At 74.1% G+C, this 14,277-nt stretch carries 11 protein-coding genes, 2 tRNA genes, 1 pseudogene and 1 riboswitch; of the genes and pseudogenes, 7 read left to right on the forward strand and 7 right to left on the reverse strand.

The genetic code is table 11. The annotated features are described in order from the left end of the window. A pseudogene (locus HTZ82_RS21100) lies at window positions 1–190 on the reverse strand (hypothetical protein); the annotation flags it as partial. Window positions 191–411: 221 nt separating this feature from the next. Between HTZ82_RS21100 and HTZ82_RS21105 the strand changes: the two are divergent. The 4 genes from HTZ82_RS21105 to nhaA all read left to right on the forward strand — a co-directional run bounded on the left by HTZ82_RS21105 (window position 412) and on the right by nhaA (window position 4,779). Then, window positions 412–2,574 (forward strand): DEAD/DEAH box helicase, encoded by a 2,163-nt coding sequence (locus HTZ82_RS21105; RefSeq protein ID WP_175411011.1) that lies wholly within the window; start codon window positions 412–414, stop codon window positions 2,572–2,574. 165 nt (window positions 2,575–2,739) lie between these two features. After that, a tRNA-Lys gene (locus HTZ82_RS21110) sits at window positions 2,740–2,815 on the forward strand. Window positions 2,816–3,112: 297 nt separating this feature from the next. Next, complete coding sequence (locus HTZ82_RS21115) at window positions 3,113–3,376, forward strand: hypothetical protein (RefSeq protein WP_175411012.1); 264 nt, start codon at window positions 3,113–3,115, stop codon at window positions 3,374–3,376. Between the two features lie 71 nt (window positions 3,377–3,447). Continuing rightward, window positions 3,448–4,779 (forward strand): Na+/H+ antiporter NhaA, encoded by a 1,332-nt coding sequence (gene nhaA / locus HTZ82_RS21120; protein WP_175411013.1) that lies wholly within the window; start codon window positions 3,448–3,450, stop codon window positions 4,777–4,779. Between the two features lie 105 nt (window positions 4,780–4,884). Here nhaA and HTZ82_RS21125 read toward each other — a convergent pair whose 3' ends face one another. Further along, complete coding sequence (locus tag HTZ82_RS21125; RefSeq protein WP_175411014.1) at window positions 4,885–5,367, reverse strand: DUF5994 family protein; 483 nt, start codon at window positions 5,365–5,367, stop codon at window positions 4,885–4,887. A gap of 164 nt (window positions 5,368–5,531) precedes the next feature. Beyond that, window positions 5,532–6,170, reverse strand: coding sequence for a PASTA domain-containing protein (locus HTZ82_RS21130; RefSeq protein WP_175411015.1), 639 nt, complete (start codon window positions 6,168–6,170; stop codon window positions 5,532–5,534). A 170-nt stretch (window positions 6,171–6,340) separates the two neighbouring features. Between HTZ82_RS21130 and HTZ82_RS21135 the strand changes: the two genes are divergently transcribed. The 3 genes from HTZ82_RS21135 (at window position 6,341) to HTZ82_RS21145 (ending at window position 9,271) form a co-directional block, all read left to right on the forward strand. Next, window positions 6,341–6,414: transfer RNA gene (locus HTZ82_RS21135), tRNA-Met, on the forward strand. 115 nt (window positions 6,415–6,529) lie between these two features. Next, a complete protein-coding gene (locus HTZ82_RS21140; RefSeq protein ID WP_175411016.1) occupies window positions 6,530–7,657 on the forward strand; it encodes a PP2C family protein-serine/threonine phosphatase in 1,128 nt (375 codons plus the stop codon). A 225-nt stretch (window positions 7,658–7,882) separates the two neighbouring features. Beyond that, window positions 7,883–8,023, forward strand: a riboswitch (cyclic di-AMP (ydaO/yuaA leader). 12 nt (window positions 8,024–8,035) lie between these two features. Beyond that, complete coding sequence (locus HTZ82_RS21145) at window positions 8,036–9,271, forward strand: M23 family metallopeptidase (RefSeq protein WP_375540841.1); 1,236 nt, start codon at window positions 8,036–8,038, stop codon at window positions 9,269–9,271. Between the two features lie 159 nt (window positions 9,272–9,430). Here HTZ82_RS21145 and HTZ82_RS21150 read toward each other — a convergent pair whose 3' ends face one another. From HTZ82_RS21150 to HTZ82_RS21165, 4 genes are all read right to left on the reverse strand, one after another. Beyond that, window positions 9,431–10,714, reverse strand: a complete 1,284-nt coding sequence (locus HTZ82_RS21150) for a PrsW family intramembrane metalloprotease (protein ID WP_175411018.1) — start codon at window positions 10,712–10,714, stop codon at window positions 9,431–9,433. Between the two features lie 204 nt (window positions 10,715–10,918). After that, window positions 10,919–11,638 (reverse strand): tRNA (guanosine(46)-N7)-methyltransferase TrmB, encoded by a 720-nt coding sequence (trmB, locus tag HTZ82_RS21155; protein ID WP_175411019.1) that lies wholly within the window; start codon window positions 11,636–11,638, stop codon window positions 10,919–10,921. A gap of 243 nt (window positions 11,639–11,881) precedes the next feature. After that, window positions 11,882–13,081 carry an L-2-hydroxyglutarate oxidase gene (gene lhgO, locus HTZ82_RS21160; protein WP_175411020.1) on the reverse strand — a complete coding sequence of 400 codons (1,200 nt, stop codon included), beginning with the start codon at window positions 13,079–13,081 and terminating at the stop codon, window positions 11,882–11,884. 179 nt (window positions 13,082–13,260) lie between these two features. Beyond that, a partial coding sequence (locus HTZ82_RS21165) for an MFS transporter (protein WP_254712017.1) occupies window positions 13,261–14,277 on the reverse strand: 1,017 nt, incomplete at its 5' end.

Raw genomic sequence — 14,277 nt, forward strand, 5'->3', positions numbered from 1 at the left:
CCACGCCGCCGCCGGAGCCGACGCCCAGCCCTTCGCCGTCGTCCGAGCCGCCCGCGCCGGACCCGTCGGACTCGCCGTCCGCGTCGCCGTCGGCCGACACCCGTACGGAGGCGATGCGGTACCCGGACCGGTCGGGGTACCGGACGGAGCCTGCCGCGTCGCCGCAGGTCGCGCCCGCGTGACGGAGCACACAGCGGCTCTGGCCTGAACGGGTTTGCGCTGAGCGGGGGAGGGTGCGTATGGTGGTAGATCGTTTGATCCCATTTGCCCGGCGCCACGACCGAAGCGCGCCGCGTGTGGCGCGTACTCTCCCTTGCCGTGGCTGACCGCATCGAGGCGGTCGATTTGCTAAGCAGCGAAACACGGAGTTGACGGGCGCGTGCCGAGACTCCGGAAGGTTTCGCATTTCGCATGTCCATTTTCAGTTCTGACCAGACCGTCCAGACCGCCCAGGCCGTCCTGAGCGACGACGCGGTCGTCGTGGCCGCCGCCGTCGACGAGGCCATCGAAGAGGCCTCCGGCGTGCAGAACGCCGTCGAGGACGCGGCCCAGGGCGCGGCCCAGGACGCCGCCGCCGACGAGCCGACCGTGACGTTCGCGGACCTCGGGCTGCCCGAGGGCGTCGTCCGCAAGCTCGCCCAGAACGGCGTCACGACCCCCTTCCCGATCCAGGCCGCGACCATCCCGGACGCCCTGGCCGGCAAGGACATCCTCGGCCGCGGCCGCACCGGCTCCGGCAAGACTCTCTCCTTCGGCCTGCCGACGCTGGCCTCGCTGGCCGGCGGCCACACCGAGAAGAAGAAGCCCCGCGCGATCATCCTCACGCCGACGCGCGAGCTGGCGATGCAGGTCGCGGACGCCCTCCAGCCGTACGGCGACGTGCTCGGCCTCCGCATGAAGGTCGTCTGCGGCGGTACGTCCATGGGCAACCAGATCTACGCCCTGGAGCGCGGCGTCGACATCCTCGTCGCCACCCCGGGCCGGCTGCGCGACATCATCAACCGCGGCGCCTGCTCCCTGGAGCAGGTCCAGGTCGCCGTACTCGACGAGGCCGACCAGATGTCCGACCTGGGCTTCCTGCCCGAGGTCACCGAGCTCCTCGACCAGGTCCCGACGGGCGGCCAGCGCATGCTGTTCTCCGCGACCATGGAGAACGAGATCGCGACCCTGGTCAAGCGCTACCTGAAGGACCCGGTCAACCACGAGGTCGACAGCGCCCAGGGCAACGTCACCACCATGACCCACCACGTCCTGGTCGTGAAGCCCAAGGACAAGGCGCCGGTCACCGCCGCGATCGCCGCCCGCAAGGGCCGCACCATCATCTTCGTCCGCACTCAGCTCGGCGCCGACCGCGTCGCCGAGCAGCTCCGCGACGCCGGCGTGAAGGCGGACGCGCTGCACGGCGGCATGACGCAGGGCGCCCGTACGCGGACGCTGGCCGACTTCAAGGACGGGTACGTGAACGTGCTCGTCGCGACGGACGTCGCCGCCCGCGGCATCCACGTCGACGGCATCGACCTGGTCCTGAACGTGGACCCGGCCGGTGACCACAAGGACTACCTGCACCGCTCTGGCCGTACCGCCCGCGCCGGCCGCTCCGGCACGGTCGTGTCGCTGGCGCTGCCGCACCAGCGGCGCCAGATCTTCCGCCTCATGGAGGACGCGGGCGTCGACGCCTCCCGCCACATCGTGGGCGGGGCGGGCGCCTTCGACCCGGAGGTCGCCGAGATCACCGGCGCCCGGTCGCTGACCGAGGTCCAGGCCGACTCGGCGGGCAACGCCGCGAAGCAGGCCGAGCGCGAGGTCGCCGAGCTGTCGAAGCAGCTGGAGCGCGCCCAGCGCCGCGCCACGGAGCTCCGCGAGGAGGCCGACCGCCTGGTCGCCCGCGCCGCCCGCGAGCGCGGCGACGACCCGGAGACCGCGATCGCGCAGGCCGCCGAGGCCGCGGAGGCGGAACTCGCCGCCGCGCCGGAGCCGGCCCGCGAGGAGCGCCCGGCGTACGACCGCCGCGACCGCGACGACCGCGGTGGCGACCGCGACCGCGACCGCGACCGTGGCGGCTACCGCCGTGACGACCGTGGCGGCGACCGTCCGTTCAACCGTGACAACCGTGGCGGGGACCGTGACCGTGGCGGCTTCCGTCGCGACGACCGCCGTGACGACCGTGGCGGGGACCGTCCGTTCAACCGCGACAACCGCGGTGGCGACCGTGACCGCGGCGGCTTCCGCCGTGACGACCGTCGCGACGACCGTCCGTTCAACCGCGACAACCGCGGTGGCGACCGTGACCGCGGCGGCTTCCGCCGTGACGACCGCCGTGACGACCGCGGTGGCGACCGTCCGTTCAACCGCGACAGCCGTGGTGGCGACCGTGACCGCGGCGGTGACCGTGGCGGCTTCCGCCGCGCCGACCGTCCGTTCAACCGCGACCGCCGCGACGACCGCCCCGCCGGCGGCCACCGCTCCGGCGGCCACGACCGCCCGTACGGCCGCCGCGACGACCACCGGGGCTCCGGCTCCTCCGGCTCCTTCGGCCGCCGCGACGACAAGCCGCGCTGGAAGCGCAACGGCTGACGCCCCGTAGGCGGCACACCGCAGGCACCGCAAGGGCCCGTACGCGACACCCCCGGGTGCGCGCACGGGCCCTTCCCGTCCCCGGGGCGGCCGTACGAGCGTCTTGAGCCGATACCCGATCGGCTCACCGCCCGCGGCGGGCTATGCTCGGGGATGACCCGTCGAGGGCCCTTAGCTCAATTGGCAGAGCAGCGGACTTTTAATCCGTTGGTTGTGGGTTCGAGTCCCACAGGGCCTACCAGGTCGTGAGCCGCCAGAAGGCTCTGACCCATCAGTTCGCGCCCCGGCCGCTCATCCCGGCCGGGGCACTTCCATGCCGGGCCGGTCCGGCGCATCAGCCCGGCCGACCGCCGCTTCCCCGACGGCCTTCAGTTCCGCTCCGGCAGGACAGCGGAGCGCGTCCGGCCTGCGCGGCGGGCAGGGCCGCCGGGACCTACGCTGCAGGAGGGGCATGCGGCGGAGTGCGGCGCTCGTTTCGCCGACGGATGCCCTGGTGCGGCGGATGACCTACGCCGCGTCGTTCTTCAGGAGGTATCGCATGACGGATCATGAACCCCTCCCCTCCACGGGCCACGCCGAGGTGCGGATCATGGCCGCGACGCCGGAGGCCGCCCGCCGTGTGGCGACGGTGCTGCGCCGCTGCTTCGCCGCGACCGAGCAGCGCAGCTACCCCGCCGGTGGCGAAGGGGGAACGCGGCTGCACCTCACGGTCGACACCGGTCACGCGGCGGAGCCGGCGCGGTCCTGGCTGGCCAGCAGCCGTTCGCCTCTCGGCGATGAGCCCCGGGCGGACGGGGCCTGACAGTGCGGTGGCCGGTGGCTGCGCCGGGCGTGTGCGGCCGCTGACGCGCACGGCGAGGAAGGTGCCGGACCATGGGCGGCGACCCCCGCGAACGGTTGGTCTTTCCCGGTCCGCTGCCCTGGCCCGAGCAGACGCGGCTCGCGCGGGCGCTGCGGACGGAGACCGTCGGCGGCCTGGTGCTGCTCGTGGCGGCCGCTGTCGCGCTGGTGTGGGCCAACAGTCCGGCGCGCGACGCGTACGAGGCTGTGCGTGACGCCCGCTTCGGGATTCCCGCGCTGGGGCTGGACCTGTCGGTGGCCCACTGGACGGCTGACGGGCTGCTGACGGTCTTCTTCCTGGTCGCGGGGATCGAGCTGAAGCGCGAGCTCGTGGCGGGGCAGCTGAGTTCCGCGGCCACCGCGGCACTGCCGATGGTGGCCGCCCTGTGCGGCATGGCCGTTCCGGCGGCGGTCTACTTCGTGACGGCCGCTGTCGGCGGGGGCGGGCCGGACGGCTGGGCCGTGCCGATGGCCACCGACATCGCCTTCGCACTCGCGGTACTTGCCGTGCTGAACACCCATCTGCCCACGGCGCTACGGGCGTTTCTGCTGACCCTGGCCGTGGTCGACGACCTGGGGGCGATCCTGGTGATCGCCGTGTTCTTCACCGGCGACCTGAAGCCGGCCGCCCTCGGCGGGGCCTGCGCGGGGCTCGTCGTGTTCGGGCTGCTGCAGCGCCTGCGGGTGCGGGGCTGGTGGTGGTATGCGCCGCTGGGGGTGGTGGTGTGGGGGCTCACGTACGTCGGTGGCGTGCACGCGACGGTGGCGGGCGTGGCGATGGGGCTGCTGCTGAGGGCCCGCCCGGACCGGGCGCGAGGTGAGGAACGGCCGCCGGGCGAGCGGGCCGCGCACGTGCTGCGGCCGTTCTCCGCCGGGGTCGCCGTACCGCTGTTCGCGCTCTTCGCCGCCGGGGTCAGCGTCTCGCCGCGCGTGCTCGGGGAGGTGTTCACAGGGCCTGAACCGCTGGGGGTGGTGCTCGGGCTGGTCGTCGGCAAGACGGTGGGCGTCCTGGGAGGGACGTATCTGGCCGCCCGCTTCACCCGGGCCCGGCTGGACCCGGCCCTGGCCTGGGCCGATGTGTTCGCCCTCGCGGTGCTGTCCGGGATCGGGTTCACCGTCGCGCTGCTCATCGGGGAGGCGTCCTTCGCCGACCCGGTGGACGCGGGAAGGGTCAAGGCGGCCGTCCTGGTCGGCTCCCTGCTGGCGGCGGCCGTGGCGGGACTGCTGATCAAGCGCCGTAACGTCGTCTACCGTCGGCTGTGGGAGGCGGAACACGCCGACGCGGACGGCATCCCTGACATGTACCGGCGGGACGCGGGCGGCCCGCCGCAGGACGACGCCGGTGGTGGTCCGGAGAGCCGGTGAGGAGTGGCGGGCGCGCCGACCGGTACGGGTCGGCTGCGGGGCCTGCCGTGCCGGCTGGGCAGCGGTCGAGTGGCGCGGTCGACCGCCCGGCGACGACGCTCCGGATCAGGTGCGGGTGGCGGTGCCGGTGTCGATGAGGATCTGCTCGGCCTGTGTGACGTTGTCGGCGCGCAGGGCCTGGGCCATCGCCGCCCGGGCCGCCTCCGGTGTCGCGTGGGGCGGCACGACCAGCAGCGAGAAGTGGTCCCTGTCGCCTCGCGTGATCAGCACCGTGTCGTCGCCCACGGGGAAGGAGTCGATGTGCACCACACGGTCGTCGATGATCAGCCGGACCGGGAGCGGGTCCCAGGCGGCGGCGTCCAGGCCGACGCGGGTGATCGGGCCCAGATACGCGGTGAGGGCGCTCACCAGGGCGGGCAGCTCCGCCGCGATGTCGCGGGAACGCGGCCACCACGCCGCGTCGAGGACGCGGTCACGGGCCTCCGTGGTCTCCAGGCGGAGCAGCGCGGTGCCGGGCTTCACCGCTTGGTGGACGGCGCTCGGCAGGCGGCCGGTGGCGGGAGGCGGAGGCGTGTCGGAACTGGGCATTCGGTGGTCCGCCCGTCTGCTGGATCGGCGGTGCCCCGGGGGTAGGCCAGGAGCTTGGCTCCTTCCACGGTACTCCGCCACCCCCCGGGCGGCCTCGCTGTCCCGGGAGGCTCCTCCCTGGTGGCCGCGGCCTCGGTTACGGCCGGGTACGCCGGCTTCGCCGGCTACGGGCAGGTCTCCTCGAACTTGACCGCCGTGAGCGCGACGGGACGGCCGTTGAGCGGGGTGCCGGGGGCGGGGTCCTGGGTGCACACCTGCCAGTTCGACTCGACGAGGACCATGCGGCCGTCGGGTGAGGCGTCTTCGACGGTGAGACCGGTGGAGGTGTCGAGGGACTGGCGGGCGACCTTGACGGACTTGCCCCTGAAGTCGGGCATCTTGTCGTCGGCGGCCGGGGTGGCGGTGTCGCGGCCGCTGTCCTTGGCGGGGCAGGTCTCCCGGAGCTTGACGGTGCCGAAGTCGATCCGGGTGTCCGTGGGGTGTCCCCCCGGCTGCGGCGTCTGGTTGCAGACCTTCCAGTTGCGGTCGGAGATCTGGTTCCGGCCGCGACCGAGTGCGTCATGGGACGTGAGGCTGTGGAAGCCGAGTTCCTGGGCCTTGTCCTGGGCGGACTGAAGGCCCATGCCGACGAAGCTCGGCAGCTCTGCCGTCCCGGGCTTCGCGGGCCCTGCGTCGGCGGCCGGTCCCTGCGTCGTCCGGGGGCGCTCGGGGGCGGAGTCGCCCGGCCTCGTGGTGTCGTCGCAGCCGGTGAGCACGAGGAGCGCGGTGGCGCCGAGGGCTGTGATGGCGGTGCGGGTACGCATGGTCCCCCCTGAAGGTGCGGATCAGAGGGTGCCATCGTGCCGGGTTACCAGTCCTGGCGCTGGGCGACGCCGATGACGTACCCGTTCGGGTCGGTGGAGCAGAAGACCTGGGCTCCGCGCCGTAAATGTAAATGATCATGGTTTTGATGGCGTAAGGTGGTGTTCACCGACGCGGGGTGGAGCAGCTCGGTAGCTCGCTGGGCTCATAACCCAGAGGTCGCAGGTTCAAATCCTGTCCCCGCTACTGAAGGATCGAAGGCCCGGTGCCCTGTGCACCGGGCCTTCGCCGTGTGCCGGGGCCGTCGCCCGGTCGGACGTCGGCGGTCGACGGGGCGGGGCTCCGCCAGGAGGCTGGGGTGGTGGGGCAGCGAGCGGAGCGCGGCGGCAGCGGGATCCTCGTACGGCGGTTCGTACGGGCCCTTCCCGCGCTGCTGGTCGTCGGCGGGGTCGTGTACGACGTGGCCACACCGCCCCCGTTCACCGCCGTGCCGTTCTTCGTGGCCGCGCCCCTCATCGCCGCGCCCCTCTACACCGCGGCCGCCACGCTCCTCGTCGGGCTGTTCGCCGTGCTCGCCGTGCTGGCCCCGCACCTCGTCACCGCCCTGCCGGAGGACGTCCCCGGCGCCGCGGGCGCGACCGAGGTGGTGACCGTCGCCACCGTCGGCGGGCTCGCGCTGCTGATCAACCGGCTCGTACGGCGCAGCGGCGAGCGGCTGGAGGCGTCGCGGGTGATCGCGGAGACCGCGCAGCGGGCGGTGCTGCCGGTGCCCGCCGAGCGGATCGGCGGGCTGCGCGTCGCGGCGCGGTACGAGGCGGCGCAGGCCGACGCCTTCATCGGCGGCGACCTGTTCGCCGTCCAGGACACCCCGCACGGTGTGCGGCTCGTGGTCGGGGACGTGCGGGGCAAGGGCATGGGCGCGGTCGAAGCTGTGGCGGTGGTCATCGGGGCGTTCCGGGAGGCGGCCGAGCACGAGAGCTCCCTGGAGGCCGTGGTGCAGCGGCTCGAACGGGCGCTGGCGCGCGAGGGCACGCGGCGCGACGGGCTGGACGCGGTGGAGGGGTTCACCACCGCGGTCGTCGCCGAGATCCCGCGCGGCAACGGGCTCGTACGGATCGTGAACCGCGGTCACCCCGAGCCGCTGCTGCTCGACGCGGCCGGCGGCGTGGCCGCGCTGGCACCGCCGGAGGCCGCGCTGCCGCTGGGCATGGGCGACCTGGGCGCGTGGCCGGACCGGGCGTACGAGGTGCCGTACCCGCCGGGTGCGACGCTGCTGTTCTACACGGACGGGCTCACCGAGGCGCGCGACGCGCGCGGCACCTTCTACGACCCGGCCCGGTGGCTGGAGGGGCGCGTCTTCCGGGGGCCCGCCCGGCTCCTGGACGCGCTCGTCGCCGACGTGCGGCGGCACACGGGCGGCGGGGCCACCGACGACATGGCGCTGCTCGCCATCACCCGGCCACCCCGTCACCCCCATCACCTTCCGTGAGCGAAGAGGAGCCCTCCGCATAACATTTGACTTACCGTCAGAAACTTGCTGTGTGGTGCATGAGGCTGAGGAGCGGTCAACTCGGGCGCATACGCTCGCCTATTGACCGATTTGTCGAGCCGGAAATGGCGGAAGGATCACCAGGAACAGCTTGGAATACGGCCCCGGAGTCTATTAACGTTCGATAACGCAGCGCGGTCGTTCCAGCCGTCGCAGAGGCGGCACCGTGCGCATGCGCCGAATCCCGCGAGGGAACCGGGGAACCACCACCTTTGGGGTGAATCGGGTCGGAGTGACTCCGTCCCGTAGGAGACCTTCCTGCTCCGAACCCGTCAGCTAACCCGGTAGGCGGTGAAGGAAGGAAAGGAGTACGCCTCCGTGGCGTCCAACAGGCCTGCCCCCGAAGCCCCCTTCGGCTCGTACGACCCGTACGGAACGTACGAAACGTACGACACGACGGCCGGCCACACCGGTCACACCGGTCACCTCACCACCACCTCGGGACTTCCGGGAGCTCCCGGACTTCAGGGACTTGCGGGACCTCAGGGACTGGCGGGAGCTCCGGACTCCGAGGCCCCCGCGTCCACCGGCGAGTGGAACCCCACCGAGGACACCGTCCGCCCCGTGCGCGGCCGGCACCGCGTCGTCAAGCAGCGCACCGGCCTCGCCCGCAGCTCCACCGTCCTCGGCGTGGGCGTCATCGCCGCCGTCGGCGCGGGCGGCATGGCCACCGCGCAGGACAAGCCGCGGATCGCCATCTCCCTCCCGGACCTCCCGGACGCCTCGTCCCTGCCGGGCATCGGCACCCTCATATCCGACGACGCCGCCGACGCCGACGGCCAGGACGGCGCCCAGGACGGCGCCTCCGCCGAGGGCGGCAACAACCACGGCCCGCTCACCCTCGGCACCACCGCCGACGGCACCGAAGGCCAGGGCACCGCGGACTCCGCCGCCGGCGCCGGCGAGGCCCTGCGCGCCCGCATCCTCCAGCAGGCCGAGCAGCAGCAGGCGGCCGCCGAGGCCGAGGCCCGCGCCGCCGCCGAGAAGGCCGCGGCCGAGAAGGCGGCAGCGGAGGCCGCCGCCCAGAAGGCCGCCGCGGAGAAGGCCGCGAAGGCCGCCGCCGAAGAGGCCGAGCGCGCCGAGGAGGAGCGCAAGCGCGCCGAGGCCGAAGCCGCCGCCAAGGCCGAGGCCGAGCGCCTCGCGAAGCTCGCCGCCTCCTACGCGCTGCCCACCTCCTCGTACACGATCACCTCCACCTACGGCCAGGCCGGCTCCATGTGGTCCTCCGGCTACCACACGGGCCTCGACCTGGCCGCCCCCACCGGCACGCCGGCCAACGCCGTCCACAGCGGCACCATCAAGTCCGCCGGCTGGTCCGGCGCGTACGGCTACCGCATCGTCCTCGAACTCGAGGACGGCACCGAGATCTGGTACTGCCACCTCTCCTCGATGACCGTCAGCGCCGGGCAGACCGTCGGCACCGGCGAGACCATCGGCCGCGTCGGCGCCACCGGCAACGTCACCGGACCGCACCTGCACCTGGAGGTGCACACCGCGGGCGGCGACGGCATCGACCCGCTGGCCTGGCTGCGCGGCAAGGGCCTCACGGTCTGATCCCTCCCGGTGCTCCCTCCCGGTGCTCCCTCCCGGTGCTCCCTCCCGGAGGCGGCGCCTCCGGAGCATCCGACCCCGGCAGTCCTGGCGGCACACCCCCCGACGCCAGGGCTGCCGGTCTCCGCGCGCGCCCGTACGGGTCCGGCACGCGTACGGGGCTCAGCTCCGGTACGGGTTGTAGCCCGCGTAGTCCCGGTGCGGCGGGGGCGTCCACACGCGGCCCGTCGCGCGCGCCGCGTACGTCAGCGCCGGGCCCGCCACGTCCTTGCGCCGCCACATGTGGTGCAGCAGCTCCTGCTCCCGCGCCGTGAAGTCCCGGTCCGCCGCGCCCCTCCGCGCCCGGTGCCGCAGGAACGCCAGCGACGTCGCGAACGCCTCGTACTCACCCACCGCACGCGCCGCCGCAGGCCCGAACGCCCGCGCCGCGTACCCACGGGCCAGGCCGCGCGCCCGCATCGACGACAGCGCGGGCGGCTCGTCGGGGGACAGCCACCCGGCCGCCGCGTACGCCGGCAGCTCGCCGGATATCGTGCGCAGCTCCCGCTGCCGCGTCCAGACCGCCAGCCACGTCAGCAGCCCCAGCGCGGGCAGCATGAACGCCCCGTACACCGCGAAGAACCCCCACGGCCCGAAGGTCGTCGAGCCGTTCCACAGCGCGTGCATCCCCATCGCGAGCAGCAGTCCCAGCACCGGCAGCGCCACCCGCAGCACCCGGCGGCGCCGGACCGTCACCGCGGCGATGCCGAAGCCGATGCCGGTGAGCACCGTGAACAGCGGATGCGCGAACGGCGACAGCACGACCCGTACGAAGAACGTCGCCGCCGTGTAGGACCCGATGCCGGACGTGCCGATCTCCTGGTCCTCACCGAAGGCGCTGCCCAGGTAGAGGATGTTCTCGGTGAACGCGAAGCCCGTCGCCGTGAAGCCGGCGACGACGACACCGTCGACCAGGCCCGTGAAGTCCCGTCTGCGGAACAGGAACAGCAGCAGGACCGCGCAGGCCTTCGCGCTCTCCTCCACGACCGGGGCGACGACGGTCGCGCCGAGCGTGTCCGCCGACGTCGGATCCGCCGTCGCGGTGGCTATCCAGCGGGTCGCGAACGTGTTGGCGAGCAGCGAGACGAGCGCGGCGGCGAACGCGCCCCAGGCGAACGCGAACACCAGGTTCTTCCACGGGCCCGGCTCCACCCGGTCCAGCCAGCGGAACGCCGCGAGCAGCAGCGGCACGGGCAGCAGGGCGAGCCCGAGACCGACGAGGAAACCGGCCGTCCCCGTCTGCTCCCGTACCAGCGCCAGGATCACCAGGGCGCACAGGGCGAGCACGAGGGTCACGGCGGTGGCACGCACCGCCTTGCCGCGCCAGAAGGCACGCCGCGGCCTGTACCGCCAGCGGGCCCGCTCCGGCACGGCGTCGAACGACGGGTCGGCGCGGTACGCGGGGATCGCGGGCTGCCCGCCCCGCGACGGGACCTGGGCATGGGCAGGCTGCGGGTGCTGGGCGTGCTGCGGGACCTGGGCATGCTGCGGGTGCTGGACGTGCGACGGGTGCTGCGCGTGCGGCTCTGACACCCAACGACCCTAAACGGCGCCACTGACAGCCCGCGACAGCATTCCGTCAGCTCTGCCAGGGACGGCTGCGACGGTCCGTCACACCCGGCGGAAGAGGAGGTCGTGGACGACATGCCCCTTGTCCAGACCCTGCCCCTCGAACCGGGTCAGCGGCCGGAACGCCGGCCGGGGCGCGTAGCCCCCGTCGGGCGCCGTGTTCTCGAACGCCGGGTGCGCCGTCAGCACCTCCAGCATCTGCTCCGCGTACGGCTCCCAGTCCGTGGCGCAGTGCAGCACGGCGCCCGGCTTCATCCGGGTCGCGGCCAGGTCGAGGAACGCGGGCTGGATCAGCCGCCGCTTGTGGTGCCGCTTCTTGGGCCACGGGTCCGGGAAGTACACGCGGACCCCGTCGAGCGCGTCCGGCGTGAGCATCTCGCGGAGCAGGATGATCGCGTCGCCGTTGGCCACGCGTACGTTGCCCAGCCCGGCGCGCTCGGCGAGGGCGAGGAGGTTGCCCTGGCCGGGGGTGTGGACGTCGACGGCGAGTATGCCGGTCGACGGGTCGTCTGCGGCCATCCGCGCGGTGGCCTCGCCCATGCCGAACCCGATCTCCAGGACGACGGGCAGCCCGCCGAACATCGCGTCGAGGTCGAGGACCCGCTGCCCGTCGATGTCCAGGCCCCAGGTCGGCCACAGCCGCCGCAGTGCCTCGGCCTGCCCGGCCGTGACCCGGCTGCGCCGGGGCTGGAAGCTGCGGATCCGCCGCTCGAAGTGCGACCCGGCGGGGTCGGGGGCGGGGCCGGTCCCGTCGGGGAACATGCGGCTCCCCCGGCGCGCGACCCGCGCGGGCACGCCGGTGTCCCGGCCGACCGCCGCGGTCTCGGTGGGCTGGGTGGGGGACGGGATGCTCAACGCGTTCTCCTCAGACACAGTGCCCCCAATTCTACGGAGCCGGGCGTCCTACGGAGCCGGGCGTCCTACGGAGCCGGGCGTCCTATGGAGCCGGGCGCCGGAGCGGGGCGTTCTGAGGAGCCGGGCGCCGGGCCCGTCCCGCCGCCGTCGTCACCGCTCCATGCGGGCCAGGGCACGCCGGGCGACCTCGCGCCCGATCGGCAGGGAGGCCGTCGCCGCGGGTGAGGGGGCGTTCAGGACGTGGACCGTCCGGGGCGCCTCGTGGAACAGGAAGTCGTCGACGAGCGTCCCGTCCCGCAGCACCGCCTGCGCCCGCACCCCGGCCGGGGCCGGGCGCAGGTCGGCGGCCGCCGCCTCGGGCAGCAGCCGCCGCACGGACGCGGTGAACGCGCGCTTCGACAGCGACCGGCGCAGCTCCCCCGCCCCGTACCGCCAGTGCCGCCGGGCGATCCGCCACGCGCCCGGCCACGCCACCGTCCCGGCCAGCTCCCGGGGCCGTACGACGGGCCAGCCGTAGCCCTCGCGGGCGAGCGCGGGCACCGCGTTCGGGCCCACGTGCACGCCCCCGTCGATGCCCCGCGTCAGATGCACGCCGAGGAACGGGAACGCCGGGTCCGGCACCGGATACACCAGGCCCCGCACCAGCTCCGGCCGCTCCAGCTCGTAGTACTCGCCCCGGAACGGCACGATCCGCATGCTCGGCTCGTCGCCCGCGAGCCGCGCCACCGCATCGCAGTGCAGCCCCGCGCAGTTCACCAGCACGCGCGCGCGGACCACGTCCCCGCCCGCCGTGCGCACCGCCACGCCCCAGGGGCGCCGGTCCACGGCGGTGACCTCCGCGCCGTACCGCACCTCGGCGCCGGCGGCCCCGGCCACCTCGGCGAGCCGCGCCGCCACCGCCCCGTAGTCGCAGATCCCGGTCGTGCCGACGTGGATCGCCGCCAGGCCCCGCACGTGCGGCTCGTACGCGCTGATCTGCGCGGGGCCCAGCTCCCGCACCGGGATGCCGTTCTCGCGGCCGCGCTGCACCAGGGCGTGCAGCCGGGGCAGCTCGGCCCGCTCCGTCGCGACGATCAGCTTGCCCGTGACCTCGTGCGGCAGCCCGTACTCGGCGCAGAACTTCACCATCTCGGCGGCGCCCCGCACCGCGAACCGCGCCTTGAGGGAGCCGGGGCGGTAGTAGATGCCGCTGTGGATGACGCCGCTGTTCCGGCCCGTCTGGTGCCGGGCGGGGCCCGGCTCCTTCTCCAGGACGGTCACCCTCGTCCCGGGCGCCGCCCTCGTCAGCGCGTACGCCGTCGACAGCCCGATGATCCCGCCGCCGATCACCAGGACGTCGCAGTCGAACATGCCGCCGCCGAACCCGGACACCTGTGCCACCTCCCACCCCGAATAGTGCACTGGCCCGCTGACAACGCCGTTAAACCAGGTGCGGGCGGGGGTGGGAGATGGATCACGCCAGGTGCGCGCCGGGCCCTACGCCGTCGCCTACGGCGGGCCCTACGCCGCGCCCGGGCCTGCGCCGGGTCCTACGCCGGGGCCATCAGCAGCGGCCGGGCCCGCTCGCGCAGCTCCGCGACCCGCGTGTCGTCGCCGTACGGTTCGAGGCGGTGCAGCAGATCCCGTACGTACTCGGTCGTACGGGCCGACGAGATGCGCCCGGCCACCTCCACCGCGCGCGTACCGGCCGCGCAGGCCGCGTCGAGGTTCCCCGACTCCAGTTCGGCCACGGCGCTCACCACCAGGCGCAGGCCGTGCGACCGCACGTACTCCTCCGTCGGCCGCGACAGCGCCTGCTCCGTGAACCGGCGTACCTGGCGCGGCGCCTTCAGGTCCCGGTAGCACTCGGCCGCGTCCGCCGCGAACCGGTCGTACGAGTAGAAGCCCAGCCACGACGGGTCCGCGTCGCCGTCGCGCGAGCGCTCCAGCCACCCCTCGGCGGCCTTCAGCGCCGCGCCCGCTGCGGCCGCGTCGCCCGCCTTGGCGTGCGCCCTGGCCTCCACGAGCCGGAAGAACGACATGGTGCGGGCGGTGGCGAGGCCGCGGTTACGCTCCAGGGCCGCCTGCGCCAGGTCCACGCCCTCGTCGGCGAAGCCTCTGTAGGTCGCCTGGAGCGACATCGACGCCAGCACGTACCCGCCGAGCGGCACGTCCGCCGCCGCGCGCGCGAGGCGGAGCGCCTGGATGTAGTACCGCTGGGCGGCCTCCTGCTGGCCCGTGTCGAACGCCATCCAGCCGGCCAGCCGGGTCAGCTCCGCCGTCGCGCCGAACAGGGCGCGGCCCACCTCGTCCGAGTACGAGCCGAGGAGCAGCGGCGCCGCGTCGACCCGCAGACACTCCGGGACCATCGAGGAGCGCCAGTCCCCGCCGCCGTACTTGGAGTCCCAGCGCCGTGCGTCCTCGGCGGCCTCGCGCAGCTTCGCCACGTCGCTGTGCCCTACGCGCGCGTGGCCGCCGTCGGGGAGCTGCTCATCGGGCTGGGTGACCACCATGGTGGCCGTCGCGGGGACGGGGCCGGGGGCTGGGGCGTTGGCGGCGGGGCCGGC

This window comes from Streptomyces sp. TRM64462 (assembly GCF_013362995.1).
Lineage (GTDB): Bacteria > Actinomycetota > Actinomycetes > Streptomycetales > Streptomycetaceae > Streptomyces.

Bases quoted from the DNA above. Each gene is read 5' to 3' on its own strand.
- HTZ82_RS21105 (WP_175411011.1), top strand. From the start codon at position 412: ATGTCCATTTTCAGTTCTGACCAGACCGTCCAGACCGCCCAGGCCGTC.
- HTZ82_RS21115 (WP_175411012.1), top strand. From the start codon at position 3,113: ATGACGGATCATGAACCCCTCCCCTCCACGGGCCACGCCGAGGTGCGG.
- nhaA (WP_175411013.1), top strand. From the start codon at position 3,448: ATGGGCGGCGACCCCCGCGAACGGTTGGTCTTTCCCGGTCCGCTGCCC.
- HTZ82_RS21125 (WP_175411014.1), bottom strand. From the start codon at position 5,367: ATGCCCAGTTCCGACACGCCTCCGCCTCCCGCCACCGGCCGCCTGCCG.
- HTZ82_RS21130 (WP_175411015.1), bottom strand. From the start codon at position 6,170: ATGCGTACCCGCACCGCCATCACAGCCCTCGGCGCCACCGCGCTCCTC.
- trmB (WP_175411019.1), bottom strand. From the start codon at position 11,638: ATGTTCCCCGACGGGACCGGCCCCGCCCCCGACCCCGCCGGGTCGCAC.
- lhgO (WP_175411020.1), bottom strand. From the start codon at position 13,081: ATGTTCGACTGCGACGTCCTGGTGATCGGCGGCGGGATCATCGGGCTG.